We start from the raw sequence: 15,246 nt of genomic DNA, 5'->3' as shown, positions 1-15,246 counted from the left end.
TACTAAATGATCTGATGCTCAAAACTCATTCAATTAAGAAGCTTACCTTTTTACTATTTTTCTTTTGCACAACATTAACATTTGCACAGAAAGCTTACAAAGTTAATGAAATTCCAGACCCTAAAAATAATGGTGGCGGTTGGGTGAGTAATCCGGATGGAATCCTCACCGCTGATGATGTTGCCAATGTTAACAGCTCAATTTCAAGGTTCGAAAAAGAAACCAATGTTCAGGTAGCGGTTGTAATTGTAAATAATTTCGATACTAATCAGGAAGACTTTGATTTTGCTTATGAGCTTTTTAACACTTGGGGAATTGGGCAAAAAAGCAGTAACAATGGCTTGCTTTTATTTATTGCTAAAGATCGGAGGAAGTATCGTTTTATTACGGGCACAGGAACTGAGGGGGTTCTACCCGATGTAAAACTGAAACACATTGCAGAACAAAACCTAATTCCGGCTTTTAGAGAAAATGATTTCGGAACAGGGATAATCAATACCATCAATGCAATTGGCGTGATCATCCTAAACCCAGACAACAAATCGGAACTTAACCAATTCTTTACTCAAAAAGAAGATAACAACAACCTTGAAAAGTTTTGGATACCTATTGTTGTTATCATAGTAGCCTTCTTCGGAGTGTTTAAATTGGTAAACAGACAAACTAAAAAAACAAATACCATACAAGCTAAAGGCAAATCTGATCTAGAAAAATCAATTACCAACGGCTGTGCCGGACTTTTCATGTTTGTTTTCATCAGTATTTTTGCACTCGTATTTTTTGATGGGTTTGGTTTATTTTCGAAGATCAAATTATCCCATATACCTTTCATTTTATACGGCGTTTTAGCGATAGGCCTCTTTTTTAGATATCTATACCATATCTCTACATTGAGAAAAACATATTATGATGATAAGAATTTCTTTAACGCGGTAACTGATTTCAATAAAAAGAATTTTTGGATGGTCATTTTTTCTCCGCTGATATTATTTGCACTGATAAATTATCTATTTAAACGTACGAAGAACATCGATAGATTTAAGCCTGTTCTTGATAGCCAAAAACGAGAAATGATTCGTTTAGATAGAGACATTAACATTGAGGGCAAACCTTTTTTAACTGGCGGACAGCGGGCGGAAGAAATAGCAAAATCTTATGATTACGATATCTGGGAAAGTGCTGACCATAAAGAGCATATTATTAAACAATGGCCAGCTGAAGAATATAATGATTTAACTGAATGCCCAAAATGCAGTTTTAGAACTTATAAACTAAATAAAAAAGTTACGGTAACAGCTGCAACTTACAGTCATGATGGGCAGGCTAAGCTTATTAATGAATGTAGTTGCTGTAAAAATGTCGAATTTATAAAATGGATTGTATTGCCAATGTTGGTAGAATCCAAATCTTCTTCCAGCTCGTCATCAAGCAGCAGCAGCTCGTCATCTTCATCAAGCAGTTGGGGCGGTGGCAGCAGTAGCGGCGGTGGTTCGGGGGGAAGTTGGTAAACGGATTATAGCAAGATAATGTGAAGCTTATGAAAGTATTTTTTAATTTTGCCTGCGTTAGCACGATGTTTGCTTATTCGAGTTTCCATATTTTTATTAATTGCTATTGCTAAAATCCCAGAAACATGATTAGAATTTTCTTTTTGATAACTGCTCTTTTTTTAATATCCAACTTTGTTCATGCCCAAGAAACTTATCGGGTAAAGGCAGACAAGTTGCGAGTGAGAGCGAGCAGTGATCCTAAAAGCAAAGTGGTAGCTAACCTAATGCAAAACGAGAATATTACTGTTTTGGATGCAAGTGATGCAAAATTTTATAAAATAAAAATCAAGAATGGTGAAGGCTGGGTAAGTAAAGATTTCATCGAAAAAGTTCCTTCCACTACTCCTGCCTCAACGCCGCCAGCAACAACTCCACAAACCACAACGGTGCAAAACAATCCAGCTGATAGCACAGCAGATGTTATTTATCGCGTAACTACTGATAACTTAAGAGTTAGACAAAAAGCCGATCCAAAAAGTAAAGTCATTGGTTATCTACCCGAAAATGAAAATGTTGCGGTTATCGATTCAGCTGACGCCAGTTATTTCAAAATTAAGGTTACCAATGGCGAAGGCTGGGTAAGTAAAGAATTTTTGGTAAGGGTTTCGCCAGTTAAGGCTCCAATTAAAAAGCATACTACTTCCATTGAGATTCCTTCAATTGATAAGGATTATTCTAACATTATCTTCTTCGTGGTTGTTGCTTTGGTAATGGGTACTATTTTGTATTTCATTTTCAAATACTCAAACCAAAATAAAATTCTGATTGGTATTTCAGCCATTGTAGTTTTGGTAGTGATTTATTTTTGCTTCGTTACTTTTATTCAACCTAAAAAAGTTTCAGGCACATTTATAAGCGATAGCGAAACCCAATATAAAACGTTCGATTTCGGTACAAAAGACTCTGTTATTGTAAAAGATACTTATACAGATTCTACCTTTGCTACGAAATATGTTATCGAAGGTGATATGATTAAAATGTACGACCAACAAAACATGATTCTCCTGTTAATAAGAGATGAAAACACGTTGGTTGGAGAAGGATTTACAAGAGGAACCTTTACAAAGAAGTAGACTATAAATTGTATATTTGATATATGAAAGTGTTACTCGAAATACCTGACAATAAGGCGTCTTCATTAATGGAAGTATTGAATAGCATTCCTTATGTTAAAACAAAAACCATTATTGAACCTAAAGAGATTTTAAAAGCAGAAATAAAAGAAGCAGTTAAAGAATTGAACTTGATACGACAAGGAAAGTTGAAGGGAATATCTGCAGAACAATTGCTTAATGAGTTATAGTATAATAGCAGTTCCAAGCTTTAGGAAAGAACTAAAAAGACTTGCGAAAAAATACAATTCTTTAAAAGATGAAATATCATCTTTATTCCACAGTCTTGAAGAAAATCCGACAATCGGCACTCCTATTGGAAAAAACTGCTATAAAATCTGAATTGCAATTTCATCAAAAGGCAAAGGAAAATCTGGCGGAGCTCGAATTATAACAAACTTCATTGTAACTGATTCAACAGTATATTTACTTTCGATTTATGATAAATCTGAAAAGGATAGTATTTCAGATAGGGAGCTTGTTGAGCTATTAAATGAGATTTCTGAATAGCAGATAACATTGTTTATAGCTTTATGTTGTTTCTTACACAATCTTTGTTTCTAAACCCGGTAGCGGCGGCGGCCCCCGATTTTTCATGGGGGCTACAGCGAATGACGGGACTAGAGCAACCGAAGAATTACTGAATGCTCATTTTCAAATCCTAATATAAATCACATCAAAATTATTTGAATTTTACGATCTAGATGCTCAAATAAATTTAGCATGACGATTGGCAGAATTATAATAACCTTAAAATCAGCAACATTTATTAAAAAAATCTTTTCTATTAATTAAAATATTTTTACCTTTGCTCTCCCTAAATAGGGAAAAAAGGAGATAATTAATTAATGGCTAAAAAACAAGTAGCAGAAAAAGAATTAGCAGCTAAAACAGCTGAGCTTCAGGGAGAAGGCGGACGCCTGACTGAAAAAGAAACTATTGAATCAGAAGCTGATTCAGTTTCGATCGAATCGATCAAATCATCATTAGCAACACCAACCGAAGATTTCGATTGGGATGCAGATGAAAAAGTTTTCGGTAATTACAATGATGCAGACCGTAAAAAGTTTGAAGATATGTATGCTGGAACATTCAATCAGATCACTAAAGGTGAAATCATTAGCGGTATCGTTGTTTCAATTAACAACAAAGACGTAGTATTAAACGTTGGTTTTAAATCAGACGGTTTAGTTTCTACTTCAGAATTCCGTGATACACCTGATTTAAAAATCGGCGATTCAGTTGACGTTTTCGTTGAAGCACCAGAAGATGCTAATGGTCAATTGATCCTTTCTCGCAAAAGAGCAAAAACTCAAAGATCTTGGGAAGCTATTAACGAGGCTCTTGAAAATGATAGAATCATCAACGGTTTCGTTAAGAGCCGTACTAAAGGTGGTTTAATTGTTGATATCATGGGCGTTGAAGCTTTCTTACCAGGTTCTCAAATTGATATTAAACCTATCCGTGATTACGATGTTTACGTTGGTAAAACAATGGAATTCAAAGTTGTTAAAATTAACCATGAGTTTAAAAACGTAGTAGTTTCTCATAAAGTGTTAATTGAAGACGATTTAGAATCACAAAAAGTAGAAATCGTTTCTAAATTAGAAAAAGGACAGGTATTAGAAGGTACTGTTAAAAACATTACTGATTTCGGTGTGTTCATCGATTTAGGTGGTGTTGATGGTTTACTTCACATTACTGATATTTCTTGGGGCCGCATAGAGCATCCAAAAGAAGTATTATCATTAGATGAAAAAATCAACGTGGTTGTTTTAGATTTCGATGATGAGAAAAAACGTATCGCTTTAGGCTTAAAACAATTAACTCCACACCCTTGGGAAAACTTAAGTACTGACATTCAAGTTGGTTCTAAAGTAAAAGGAAAAATCGTAACTGTTGCAGATTACGGTGCTTTCTTAGAAATCATCCCAGGTGTTGAAGGTTTAATCCACGTTTCTGAAATGAGCTGGTCACAAAACTTAAGAAATCCACAAGAATTCTTAAAAGTTGGTGATGAGATCGAAGCTGAAGTTTTAACTTTAGATAGAGACGAGCGCAAAATGAGCTTAGGTATTAAACAATTATCTAACGATCCATGGCAAGAAGTTGCTGCTAAATTCCCAGTTGGAAGCAAGCACAAAGCAACTGTTAAAAACATGACTAACTTCGGTGTTTTTGTTGAAATCGAAGAAGGTATTGATGGTTTAATCCACATCTCTGATTTATCTTGGTCTAAAAAAGTAAACCACCCTAATGAATTCACTAAAGTTGGTGATGTATTAGACGTTGTTGTTTTAGAACTTGATGTTGATAACCGTAAATTAAGCCTTGGTCACAAACAATTGGAAGAAAACCCTTGGGATACTTTCGAAACGATCTTTACTTTAGATTCGGTTCACCAAGGAACAGTTGTTAAAGTAACTGATAAAGGTGCTGTTATTGCTTTACCATACGGTGTAGAAGGTTTCGTACCAACTAAACACATGGTTAAAGAAGATGGTACTTCAGTTAAAGCAGAAGAAACTAACGATTTCAAAATCATCGAGTTTAACAAAGAAGCTAAACGCATCGTTGTTTCTCACGCTCGTATTTGGGAAGAAGTTAAAGCTGAAGCTGTAGCAGAAGAAAGAAATGCTAAGAAAAAAGAAGCTAAAGCTGCTGTAACTGCAGTTAAGAAAGTTAAAGATTCTGTAGAGAAATCTACTTTAGGAGATTTAGACGTATTGGCTCAATTGAAATCGCAATTAGAAGGCGAAGAAAGCAAAGCTAAAAAAGGCTAGTTCTTTTTAACTGAATATATTAATCCCGATAGCGAAAGTTATCGGGATTTTTTTTACCTCGCCCTATGAAAGGCAGAAGTTTTTGTTGTTTCAATGCAGTCCCTCTCCTAAAAGAGAGGGAAACAATGGAAGGCGGTTTTAACCTATTTTAGCTTTCCACTGCCCGCAAAATTCCTCTCTTCAAGGATAGGGACAGTAGCTACCGAGTTCTACTTCTAACTTTAATAGGGTGAGGTTTTTTATTAACAATCTTTCCTTAAAGAAAGAGAAACCATGGAAAGTGGTTTTAACGTACTTCACTCCCAGTATCTACAAAATCGCTTTGGCTAAAACGGGAAACGATGAAGGGCGTTATAACCTTGCTTTCCATTGTCCATAAAATCCCTCTCTTCAAGGAGAGGGACAGTAGCAAGCAAGTTCTACTTCTAACTTCAATAGGGTGAGGTTTTTGAAAACGAAAGCAAGTACCAATCGGTAACTCCTGGCCCGCTATTCATTCAATATTTTCCAAACCTATAAGGTCTTTGAGACCTTATAGGTTTAACAAAAAGGATTTCACTCCCATCGGGTTTAGGTAACATCAGTACTTCGTTAACCAAAACCTTTCCTTTCATCCGTTTAGAATTATTACTTTTGAAAAAGGAAACCATTCTAGTATGAAGAAGATTATTTTTTTGTTTTTATCATTTGCTTTTTGCTACCATCTTTCTGCCCAGGAAGTAAACATCATTCCACAGCCTGTAAGTATTAAAACTGGCTTAAGCACAGAAAAATTTATAATCGATAAAAACACTGAAATTATTTCGAATGATTCATTATCCAACTCAGCATTATTTCTACAAAATTATATTCAAAAATATTACGATCTCAAAGTTCGGATTAACCCTAATTCAACAGCTAAAAAAAACATAATCAAACTAGAAATAGTTACTCGATTACTAAAAAGTTCAAACGAATACGAACTGATAAGCAACTACGAGCAAATAGTAATTTATGCCAATTCAGAAAATGGACTTTTTTATGGTGTACAAACATTGATTCAATTATTACCTCAAGTAAAAACAGAACAATTAATTATTCCATCAGTATCCATAACCGATTATCCCCGCTTCGATTACCGCGGAATGCACTTAGATGTAAGTCGCCATTTTTTTGACGTGGAATTTGTTAAGCAATACATTGATTACCTGGCCCTGCACAAAATGAACTATTTTCATTGGCATTTAACCGATGACCACGGCTGGAGAATCGAGATTAAAAAGTACCCGAAGCTCACCGAAATTGGTGCCTGGCGTTACGGTAGCATCATCGGTTTATGGCCAGGAAAAGGCAATGAAAACATTAAATATCAGGTTTTGCCCACAGCAATTAATATTACTCCAAAAGATGCTGTGATCAAAACTGATGGGATTAAACATGGTGGGTTTTATACGCAAGAGCAAATAAAAGAAGTGGTGGAATATGCGGCTAAACGCTACATTACTATAATTCCAGAAATTGAAATGCCAGCCCACAGTATGGCTGTTCTGGCTGCTTACCCAGAATTAGGAACAGAACCGAATAAAAAATATACCGTTGCCGAAACCTGGGGAATGATGAACAAATACAATAACGTTTTGCAAGCCTCAGACACCACATTCAAATTTTTAGAAAATGTACTCACAGAAATAATGGATTTGTTTCCATCGCAATATATCCATATCGGTGGCGATGAAGCCTCTAAAGTTTGGTGGAAACAGTCTCCTGTTTCTCAACAAATTATGAAGGCGAATAATTTAAAATCGGAAAGCGAATTACAAAGTTACTTCATCCGCAGGATTGAGAAATTTGTAAATAGCAAAGGCAAAACCATCATTGGCTGGAATGAAATTTTGCAGGGTGGCTTAGCACCAAATGCAGTAGTAATGAGTTGGCAAGGTGAAAAAGGCGGCATTGAAGCAGCGAAACAAAACCATAAAGCCATCATGACCCCTGAAAATAAATTGTATTTTAACCATGCGCAATTTGTTAAGGAAGATAGCTTAACCGCTGGTAAACCTTCACTTTTGGCTGATGTTTACAATTATGAGCCTATTCCTGCAGAACTTGATGCAGAGCAGGCGAAGTACATCTGGGGTGGCCAAGGCTGTTTATGGAGTGAGTATATCACTAATCCGGCAAAAGTACAATACCAGCTATTTCCTAGATTAGATGCTTTGAGCGAAATCTTGTGGAGCCCAAAAGAAAAGAAAAATTATGCTGATTTTCAAAAACGTTTGAAAACACAATTTAAACGATACGATTTGATAGGGATAGAATATTCAAAAAAGTATCTTGAAAATTGATTATCCAACCTTACACTTCATAAATAACTGTTTTAATCTCAATACAGTTCCTTCTAATAATTATTCCAATCTTTGCCTCAAAATTAAACTATGCGTAAAGTCTTTGCAGTTATTTGCACCTTGATTACACTATTTGTACTTAAAGAAACGATAAATATTTTCATTACCGACGAAGCAGATATTGTTAAACAGCGAAGCATATTTATCGTAATCGCCCTGAGTATTTCAATCCCTATGGTGATTTTAACGCTTTGGCTGTGGAAACCTAGAAATAATCAGGAACAGGATTAATCGATAAAGCGCTGCTTTAGTTCTGGTGTCGGTAGCCAGCAACTCTCCTGCCTTCCCCACCACTTATAGCGGTTTTTGGCGATAATATCATAAAACCAATCACGAATAAATTTTGGAACGAGGATAAACACATAAAGTGTTGGCCATAAGCCGTTCAATTTTCTGGCAATCTTTAACGCAGCTGCTGATTTTGTATAAAGCTGACCATCTTCAAGTAGAATAATAGAATTAAGCTGATTTAGATCGACATTGAATTTGGGTAAGACAGCTTTGGCGTATTCGCCTTGCAAAGCGGTAAACTTAAATAGATTTTTTTTATCACGTTCAATCGCAAATTGGACTGAAGCATTACACAGGTTACAAACACCATCGAAAAAAATTACCCGTTCCATTTACAAATATAAAAACTTCAGCGCTTATTATATTTTCAATGAATGCTTATGAATGTCATTTAATGTTAGAGGAATTCAAAGCACGGCCTATTTAGTTGAATAGAAGATCATTTGTTGTGATAAATGCCTATTTACGCATATAATCAAAATTCAACAAATTAACAATCAAACACTTTGGTAATTTGCCTTGAGAACTTTCAACTTTCTGCTTTCAACTTTCTACTTTTTCCCTATATTTGCCCAATCCTTCTTCAATGCAAAAGAAAACACTTCTTGACGGACAAAAAATTCAGATTACAATTAAGAGGCTTTGCCATCAATTAATTGAAAACCACGATGATTTCGCGAATACCGTTTTAATTGGCATCCAGCCACGCGGTATCTTTCTTGCCGATCGCATTCATCAAGAGCTCGAAACCATTCTAAAAAACAAAAAAATTTTAAAGGGAAACCTCGACATTACTTTTTTTAGGGATGATTTTAGGCGTAAAGATGGATTGGTAACAGCAAGTAGCAATTCCATTGATTTCATTATTGAGGGCAAAAAAGTGATCCTCATTGATGATGTACTTTGGACCGGAAGAACCATTAGAGCTGCACTTGATGCGTTACTCGCTTATGGCCGACCAGAGAAAGTAGAACTGTTGGTGCTGATTGATCGCAGGTTTAGTAGACATTTACCTATCGAACCCGATTACATTGGTCATCAGGTGGATAGCTTAAATTCACAGCAAGTGAAAGTAACCTGGGCAAGTGAAGGAAGTGAAGACAAAGTGATTTTATTATCCGAAAAACAATAATATAAAAATGGCAGCAGACAAACTATCAACCCGACATCTTTTAGGCATTAAAGATATTAACCGGAATGATATCGAATTGATTTTCGAAACTGCAGATAATTTCAAAGAAGTAATTAATAGGCCCATTAAAAAGGTTCCTTCACTTCGGGACATTACCATTGCCAATATTTTCTTTGAAAATTCTACCCGCACAAAACTTTCTTTTGAACTTGCTGAAAAGAGGTTATCAGCAGATGTGGTAAACTTCGCTGCATCATCATCATCAGTGAGCAAAGGAGAAACATTGATTGATACGGTTAACAACATTCTATCGATGAAAGTCGACATGGTGGTGATGCGTCATCCCTATGCAGGAGCAGGTCAGTTTTTGAGCAAACATGTAAAAGCGCAAATTGTAAATGCTGGCGACGGGGCTCATGAACACCCAACCCAGGCTTTACTTGATGCTTTCTCCATCCGCCAGAAATTAGGCGATGTGAGTGGGAAGAAAGTGGTTATTGTTGGAGATATTTTGCACTCTCGGGTAGCAATCTCTAACATCCTTTGTCTACAGCGTTTAGGTGCGGAAGTGATGGTTTGCGGACCAACCACTTTAATTCCCAAACACATCCATCAACTTGGAGTAAAAGTTGAACATAACTTAATTAAAGCACTGAATTGGTGCGATGTAGCGAACATGCTTCGCATTCAACTGGAGCGTCAGGATATTAAATATTTTCCATCTTTGAGAGAATACGCCATGATGTATGGCCTAAATAAACAGATTCTCGATAACCTCGATAAGGAAATAATCGTCATGCACCCGGGCCCGATTAATCGTGGTGTGGAGATTACAAGTGATGTTGCCGACAGTAAACAATCCATCATTTTAGAACAGGTAGAAAACGGTGTGGCTATTAGAATGGCTGTACTTTATTTACTAGCAAGCCAAGGGTAAGTTAGTTCAATAGTCATTGGTTCATCAGTCATTTTTTACTAGCGGGCGAAAAATTCTAGTGAATTAAACTCCGACTAATAGTTACCTACTACACAATCGAGAGTTTCCATAATTTTGGCTCATTTCACCAATGAACTAATGACTATTGAACGACTGACTCAGTCTAATTTTCAACATTCAACTTTCTTCTATACCAATTTTGAAAACCCTTCGTTTATTTGTGTTATTAACAGATGTTAATTACTTATGTTGATAAACAATGATACTATTTCTAATTTAGTACCAACCATATTTGAAACCGATGCAGAAAAAATACTTACTAATTCCGCTATTCATGGCAGGAAGTTTTACCACTTATGCGCAAGTTAGCGCAGTGCAAAACCTCAATAAAAACTACCAGACTGGCTTAGAATTATTAGACAAAGAAAAATATACCGCTGCTGCACAGCAGTTTAAACTTGTTGAACAACAACGCTATAAACCGTCTACGCAAACCGAAAGCAATGCTGAACTATCTCTACTTAAAGAGAATGCAAAATTTTATGCAGCCGTTTGTGCGTTAGAATTAACTAATAGTGATGCAGAAAGTTTATTTCAAGCTTTTATCCGTGATTATCCTTTAAATCCCAATACAAAACTGGCCTATTTTTATGTAGGAAAAACTTATTTTGGTCAAAAAAATTACAAGAAAGCGCTAGAATGGTTCGAAAAAACTGATCCGTCTACCCTATCAGCCAAACAACGTAACGAATATCAATTTAAGCAGGGTTACTCCTATTTTGAGCTGCAAGACTATGAAAAAGCAGAACCACTATTCGAGAAAGTAAAAAAAGAGGAAGGCGATTTCCAAGAAAGTGCGACTTACTATTTTGCTTACATCAACTACCTAAATAAAGAATACAAAACTGCATTAGCTAATTTTGAAAAGCTGAAAGGATCACCAACCTATGAAGCAAGTTATCCATACTACATCACCTCAATGTATTATTTGGATGAACGCTACGATGATGTAATCAGCTATGCACTAGAATCTATTCAAAAAACCAAACAACAGTTCGAACCTGAAATGTTGAGTTTAGTTGCTGCTTCTTACTTTGCGAAATCGGAATTTAAGAACGCTGAAAAGTATTTTGCAGAGTTTTATGCTAAAGATAAAAGCGAAACCAAAAACAACTTATTCATTTACCAATATGGATATTCGTTGTTCCAGAATAAAAAGTATAAAGAATCTGTTGCCATTTTAGAAAAGTTAAACAACGATGACATTTATCTCCAAAACGGAATGCATACTTTGGGTAAGGCATTTATCCAATTGGGCAACAAACAAAAAGCACAAAGTGCATTTTTCAGAGCTTCACGTTTAGATTTTGATAAAACCATTCAAGAAGAAGCCTGGTTAAGTTATGCCAAGTTAAGCTATGAGTTAGATTTCCATCAACAAGCTTTAGAAGCAACACAAGGATTTTTGAAAACTTTTCCAAAATCTCGTAAAATTAACGAAGCTAAAACCTTGTTAGGAGAAGTACTTTTAACCACTAAAAACTATCAGGCGGCAGTTGATATTTTGGAACCGATTCCGGATAAAACCCTTGAGGCTAAAGAAGCCTACCAAAAGGTTACTTATTTCCGTGGGTTAGAATTTTATAATGAAAGAGCTTTTCCGAATGCCTTATCAATGTTTTTACGTTCTGATAAATTTCCGGAAGACAATGAGATCCACGCTTTAAATACTTATTGGAAAGCCGAAGCAATGTACGAACTACGGAAATATGGCGAAGCCGTTTCTACATTCGAAAAGTTTTTGAAAATGCCTGATGCCGATAAAACCGGCGTTTATAACTTTGCCAATTACGCCCTCGCCTATTCTGCATTTGAGGATGAGAAATATGCTAAGTCAGCAACCTATTTCGAGAAATTTCTCCAGGGAAATGATAAAGATCAAAAAACCATTGATGATGCAACTATTCGTTTGGCCGATTCTTATTTCGTAAATAAAACTTACGGAAACGCGATGACCAATTACAACAGAATCATTGACAGGCATACTACATCTGAAGATTACGCCACTTTTCAAAAAGGAATGATCCAGGGTTTGGAAAACCAATACGATGCGAAAATTGCGACCATGCAAACGTTGTTGTCAAAATTCCCTAACTCTAATTATGCAGATGATGCGGGTTTTGAAACAGCCTATACTTATTTTAACAAAGGCGATTTCGATAAATCGAAGTCAGATCTTGTTGCTTTGGTGGCAAAATACCCACGTAGCAGTTATGTTCCAAAAGCATTAGTGACTATTGGATTGGTTCAATACAACCAAGATCAGGACGATGTAGCTTTAGAATCATTCAAAAAAGTAATCCGCGATTATCCTACATCTGAAGAGGCTAAACAAGCGATGGAATCTATTAAAAACATTTATGTAGATAAAGGTGATGCAAATGGATTTATCCAATATGCCAACACCACTCCGCTTGGCAACTATTCAGATAACGAGCAAGACAACATCATTTTTGCGGCGGCGAATAACCTTTACTTAAAGGGCGATGCCAACGGCGCTTTCCAGGCGGTTAATGCTTATTTTGATAAATTCCCTAAAGCTAACCACGAAAAAGAAGCGAAATTTATCAGGGCAGAATCTTTGGTTAAACTAGGTCGCCCTGATGAAGCAATACCTGATTATGAATTTATATTAAATGATTGGACAAGCGACTATACCGAACGATCATTGGTGAGCATTTCTCAATTGTTCCTCAACCAGAAAAAATATAATGAAGCAATTGTTTATTTGAAAAGATTAGAAACTACAACAGATTATAAAGCACATTACAGTTTTGCCATCAACAACTTATTAAAAGCATATACAGCTTTAAATATGCCTGATGATATGTTGAAATACGCTAAGCTGACAAATGAATCTGAAAAAGCTTCGGAAGAAGAAAAGAATAGTTCTGGCTTGTTTTCTGGTAAAGCTTATTTGCTAAAAGGAGATACCACAACTGCGGTTAAAGAATTTAAAAACGTTGTGGCTAAAACCAAAACGGCTGCCGCTGCCGAGGCAAAATACAACCTTGCACTTATCGAATACAACAAAGGCGATTTCAAAACATCAACTAAAACTTGTTTTGATATTGTGAACAACATGGCTTCACATGATTATTGGGTAGCTAAAGCCTTTATCTTGTTATCTGATAATTATGTTGCCCTGAAAGATAACTTGCAAGCAAAAAGTACACTTCTAAGTATAATTGATAATTACGAAGGCAAGGATGATATCATTCCGACAGCCAAAGAGAAACTAGAAAAACTAAACCAGAAGAAGTAGAATTATGAAGTCGATTAAATATATATATAGTTTGCTGTTTTTTGCTGCTGCTGGTTTAACAACTGTCCAGGCACAGGAAAAGAAAGCTGAAGAAAAGGCCGTAGTGAGTGAGGAAATTGAAGTTGTTCGCCCTTACAAACCTATTTTGGCTGAAGCCGTTAAACTGAGAAGAAGTCCGAATTTGGATGACGTAAAAACTTATAAAGCGAAATTAAATTACAGCGTAACAGACAAAAAGTTAGAGCTAAACAGCGATATTCAAAAATTACAAGCGCAGCAGCTTGCAGAAGAGAAGGCAAGTATTTTAGTAAATAACTATGTAAAAGGCGCATTTGGTTCACTTTCTACATTATTAGGCGAAGCTTACTTTAATACTGGAAAAGATGAAGGTTTACAGCTTGGCGGTTATTTCAAACATTTTAGCCAGGAAGGTAAATTAAACAAACAGAACAGCAGTCAACAACAATTAAGCATTTTTGGCCGTAGTATTTTAGAGGAAAATACAGTAAGTGGACGTTTAAATTTTGAAAGAAATGGCACCTACTTTTACGGCTTGGATAATGCAAACCCAACCTTAAATCCAAACCCTGACAAACAAGCTTTAACGCTTTTAGAATTAGAGGGTGAGTTGGTTAAAAACTTCACCGAAGATGAGGACGCATTGAGTTATGCGGTGAAAGCTAATGCTTATTTATGGAATGACCGTTTTAGCGCCAAAGAAAGTTATCTTTCACTAAATGGATACCTAAACAAAAGAATCAGTTCATTTAATTTAGGTTTGGCAGCATCTACAGAATTTGGGAATACCAAAGACGCACTAACAAGCGTAGGAAATAACTTACTCCGCCTAAATCCTTATATCCGTTTGCAGGTTAAAGGAGCAAAAGTTACGGCAGGAATTAATTTCGTTCAGGAATTCGGTGCATTCAGCAGTTCAAGAATTTTCCCGGCAGTAACTGCTGATTTCACCCTCGTACCTGATTACTTACAGGTTTTCGGAGAAGTTAAGGGTGATGTAAACAGAAACTCAATGAAAGGCTTAACAGATGAAAATCCATGGTTGAATAGCAATATCTTGATTAAAAATACGGTTGAAAAGTTAAGCATTAGTGCGGGAATTAAAGGAACTGGTGGACCAGGCTTTGGCTACAAGGCCCGTTTTTATATGAAGCAGTTTGACGATCTTCCTTTATTCATTAATAACTTCGATAATTTTAACAAGTTTGATGTCATTTATGATTTTGGCAAAACGAAATTGACTGGCTTAGAAGGTGAAATCTCAATCCAGGTAAGCGATGCATTAAAGTGGACTGGAAAGTTAAATATTGATGATTGGAAGCCTGCTCAAGAAACTTATTCGTGGTTTAAACCAGGATTAAAGGTTAGCTCAAACTTCGTTTATACTTATAATAAAAAGCTGAGTTTTAATGCAGCTGTGGTAATGCAAGATGATGTAAAAGCGAAAGTTAATGTTCAACAACCAGTAAATCCACTACAGTATTTGGTGCCAAATACCAGCATCGAACGTATAGAAACAGTTAAAGGATTTGTAGATTTGGGCATCGGTGCAGATTATCGCATCAACAACAAATTTTCTGTTTTTGCAAAAGCCAATAACCTGTTGAATTCGAAATATAACCGCTTTTTATATTATCAGGTTAACGGGTTAAATGTTTTCGGCGGACTAACTTATTCATTTTAAATACATTAGATTAATTATTGCGTAGGTTTA

The 15,246-nt window shown here is 35.9% G+C and carries 11 protein-coding genes; 10 read left to right on the top strand and 1 reads right to left on the bottom strand.

Annotated elements, in window-relative coordinates; genetic code table 11:
• The first annotated feature begins 14 nt into the window (after positions 1-14).
• The 6 genes from ACZZZC_RS07785 (at position 15) to ACZZZC_RS07760 (ending at position 8,060) form a co-directional block, all read left to right on the top strand.
• Positions 15-1,508, top strand: coding sequence for a TPM domain-containing protein (locus tag ACZZZC_RS07785; RefSeq protein WP_463485553.1), 1,494 nt, complete (start codon positions 15-17; stop codon positions 1,506-1,508).
• Between the two features lie 125 nt (positions 1,509-1,633).
• Entirely contained in the window at positions 1,634-2,623 is a 990-nt protein-coding gene (locus tag ACZZZC_RS07780; protein WP_463485552.1) for an SH3 domain-containing protein, read from the top strand.
• A 23-nt stretch (positions 2,624-2,646) separates the two neighbouring features.
• Entirely contained in the window at positions 2,647-2,853 is a 207-nt protein-coding gene (locus tag ACZZZC_RS07775; RefSeq protein WP_463485551.1) for a hypothetical protein, read from the top strand.
• 657 nt (positions 2,854-3,510) lie between these two features.
• A complete protein-coding gene (gene rpsA, locus ACZZZC_RS07770) occupies positions 3,511-5,445 on the top strand; it encodes a 30S ribosomal protein S1 (RefSeq protein WP_010600211.1) in 1,935 nt (644 codons plus the stop codon).
• Between the two features lie 656 nt (positions 5,446-6,101).
• Entirely contained in the window at positions 6,102-7,769 is a 1,668-nt protein-coding gene (locus ACZZZC_RS07765; RefSeq protein ID WP_463485550.1) for a beta-N-acetylhexosaminidase, read from the top strand.
• Positions 7,770-7,859: 90 nt separating this feature from the next.
• Positions 7,860-8,060, top strand: coding sequence for a hypothetical protein (locus ACZZZC_RS07760; protein WP_463485549.1), 201 nt, complete (start codon positions 7,860-7,862; stop codon positions 8,058-8,060).
• Here ACZZZC_RS07760 and ACZZZC_RS07755 read toward each other — a convergent pair.
• Positions 8,057-8,452 carry a thiol-disulfide oxidoreductase DCC family protein gene (locus ACZZZC_RS07755; protein ID WP_463485548.1) on the bottom strand — a complete coding sequence of 132 codons (396 nt, stop codon included), beginning with the start codon at positions 8,450-8,452 and terminating at the stop codon, positions 8,057-8,059. The two genes, ACZZZC_RS07760 and ACZZZC_RS07755, sit on opposite strands and share 4 nt — an antisense overlap.
• Positions 8,453-8,706: 254 nt before the next feature.
• Between ACZZZC_RS07755 and pyrR the strand changes: the two genes are divergently transcribed.
• The 4 genes from pyrR to ACZZZC_RS07735 all read left to right on the top strand — a co-directional run bounded on the left by pyrR (position 8,707) and on the right by ACZZZC_RS07735 (position 15,216).
• Complete coding sequence (gene pyrR, locus ACZZZC_RS07750; protein WP_463485547.1) at positions 8,707-9,252, top strand: bifunctional pyr operon transcriptional regulator/uracil phosphoribosyltransferase PyrR; 546 nt, start codon at positions 8,707-8,709, stop codon at positions 9,250-9,252.
• A 7-nt stretch (positions 9,253-9,259) separates the two neighbouring features.
• Complete coding sequence (locus tag ACZZZC_RS07745) at positions 9,260-10,189, top strand: aspartate carbamoyltransferase catalytic subunit (RefSeq protein WP_463485546.1); 930 nt, start codon at positions 9,260-9,262, stop codon at positions 10,187-10,189.
• Between the two features lie 301 nt (positions 10,190-10,490).
• The gene (locus ACZZZC_RS07740) at positions 10,491-13,514 is read left to right on the top strand and encodes a tetratricopeptide repeat protein (RefSeq protein WP_463485545.1); all 3,024 of its coding nucleotides are present in this window, start codon (positions 10,491-10,493) and stop codon (positions 13,512-13,514) included.
• 4 nt (positions 13,515-13,518) lie between these two features.
• Positions 13,519-15,216, top strand: coding sequence for a hypothetical protein (locus tag ACZZZC_RS07735; protein ID WP_463485544.1), 1,698 nt, complete (start codon positions 13,519-13,521; stop codon positions 15,214-15,216).
• Positions 15,217-15,246 lie beyond the last annotated feature (30 nt).

It is taken from the genome of Pedobacter sp. AC212 (genome assembly GCF_979258625.1).
The sequence above is the reverse complement of the archived record's forward strand: the minus strand, read 5'-3'. Positions and strand labels throughout refer to the sequence as shown.

Coding starts and splice junctions, on each gene's coding strand:
- ACZZZC_RS07780 (WP_463485552.1), top strand. CDS start 1,634: ATGATTAGAATTTTCTTTTTGATAACTGCTCTTTTTTTAATATCCAAC.
- ACZZZC_RS07740 (WP_463485545.1), top strand. CDS start 10,491: ATGCAGAAAAAATACTTACTAATTCCGCTATTCATGGCAGGAAGTTTT.
- ACZZZC_RS07735 (WP_463485544.1), top strand. CDS start 13,519: ATGAAGTCGATTAAATATATATATAGTTTGCTGTTTTTTGCTGCTGCT.
- rpsA (WP_010600211.1), top strand. CDS start 3,511: ATGGCTAAAAAACAAGTAGCAGAAAAAGAATTAGCAGCTAAAACAGCT.
- ACZZZC_RS07755 (WP_463485548.1), bottom strand. CDS start 8,452: ATGGAACGGGTAATTTTTTTCGATGGTGTTTGTAACCTGTGTAATGCT.
- ACZZZC_RS07785 (WP_463485553.1), top strand. CDS start 15: ATGCTCAAAACTCATTCAATTAAGAAGCTTACCTTTTTACTATTTTTC.
- ACZZZC_RS07765 (WP_463485550.1), top strand. CDS start 6,102: ATGAAGAAGATTATTTTTTTGTTTTTATCATTTGCTTTTTGCTACCAT.
- pyrR (WP_463485547.1), top strand. CDS start 8,707: ATGCAAAAGAAAACACTTCTTGACGGACAAAAAATTCAGATTACAATT.
- ACZZZC_RS07775 (WP_463485551.1), top strand. CDS start 2,647: ATGAAAGTGTTACTCGAAATACCTGACAATAAGGCGTCTTCATTAATG.
- ACZZZC_RS07745 (WP_463485546.1), top strand. CDS start 9,260: ATGGCAGCAGACAAACTATCAACCCGACATCTTTTAGGCATTAAAGAT.
- ACZZZC_RS07760 (WP_463485549.1), top strand. CDS start 7,860: ATGCGTAAAGTCTTTGCAGTTATTTGCACCTTGATTACACTATTTGTA.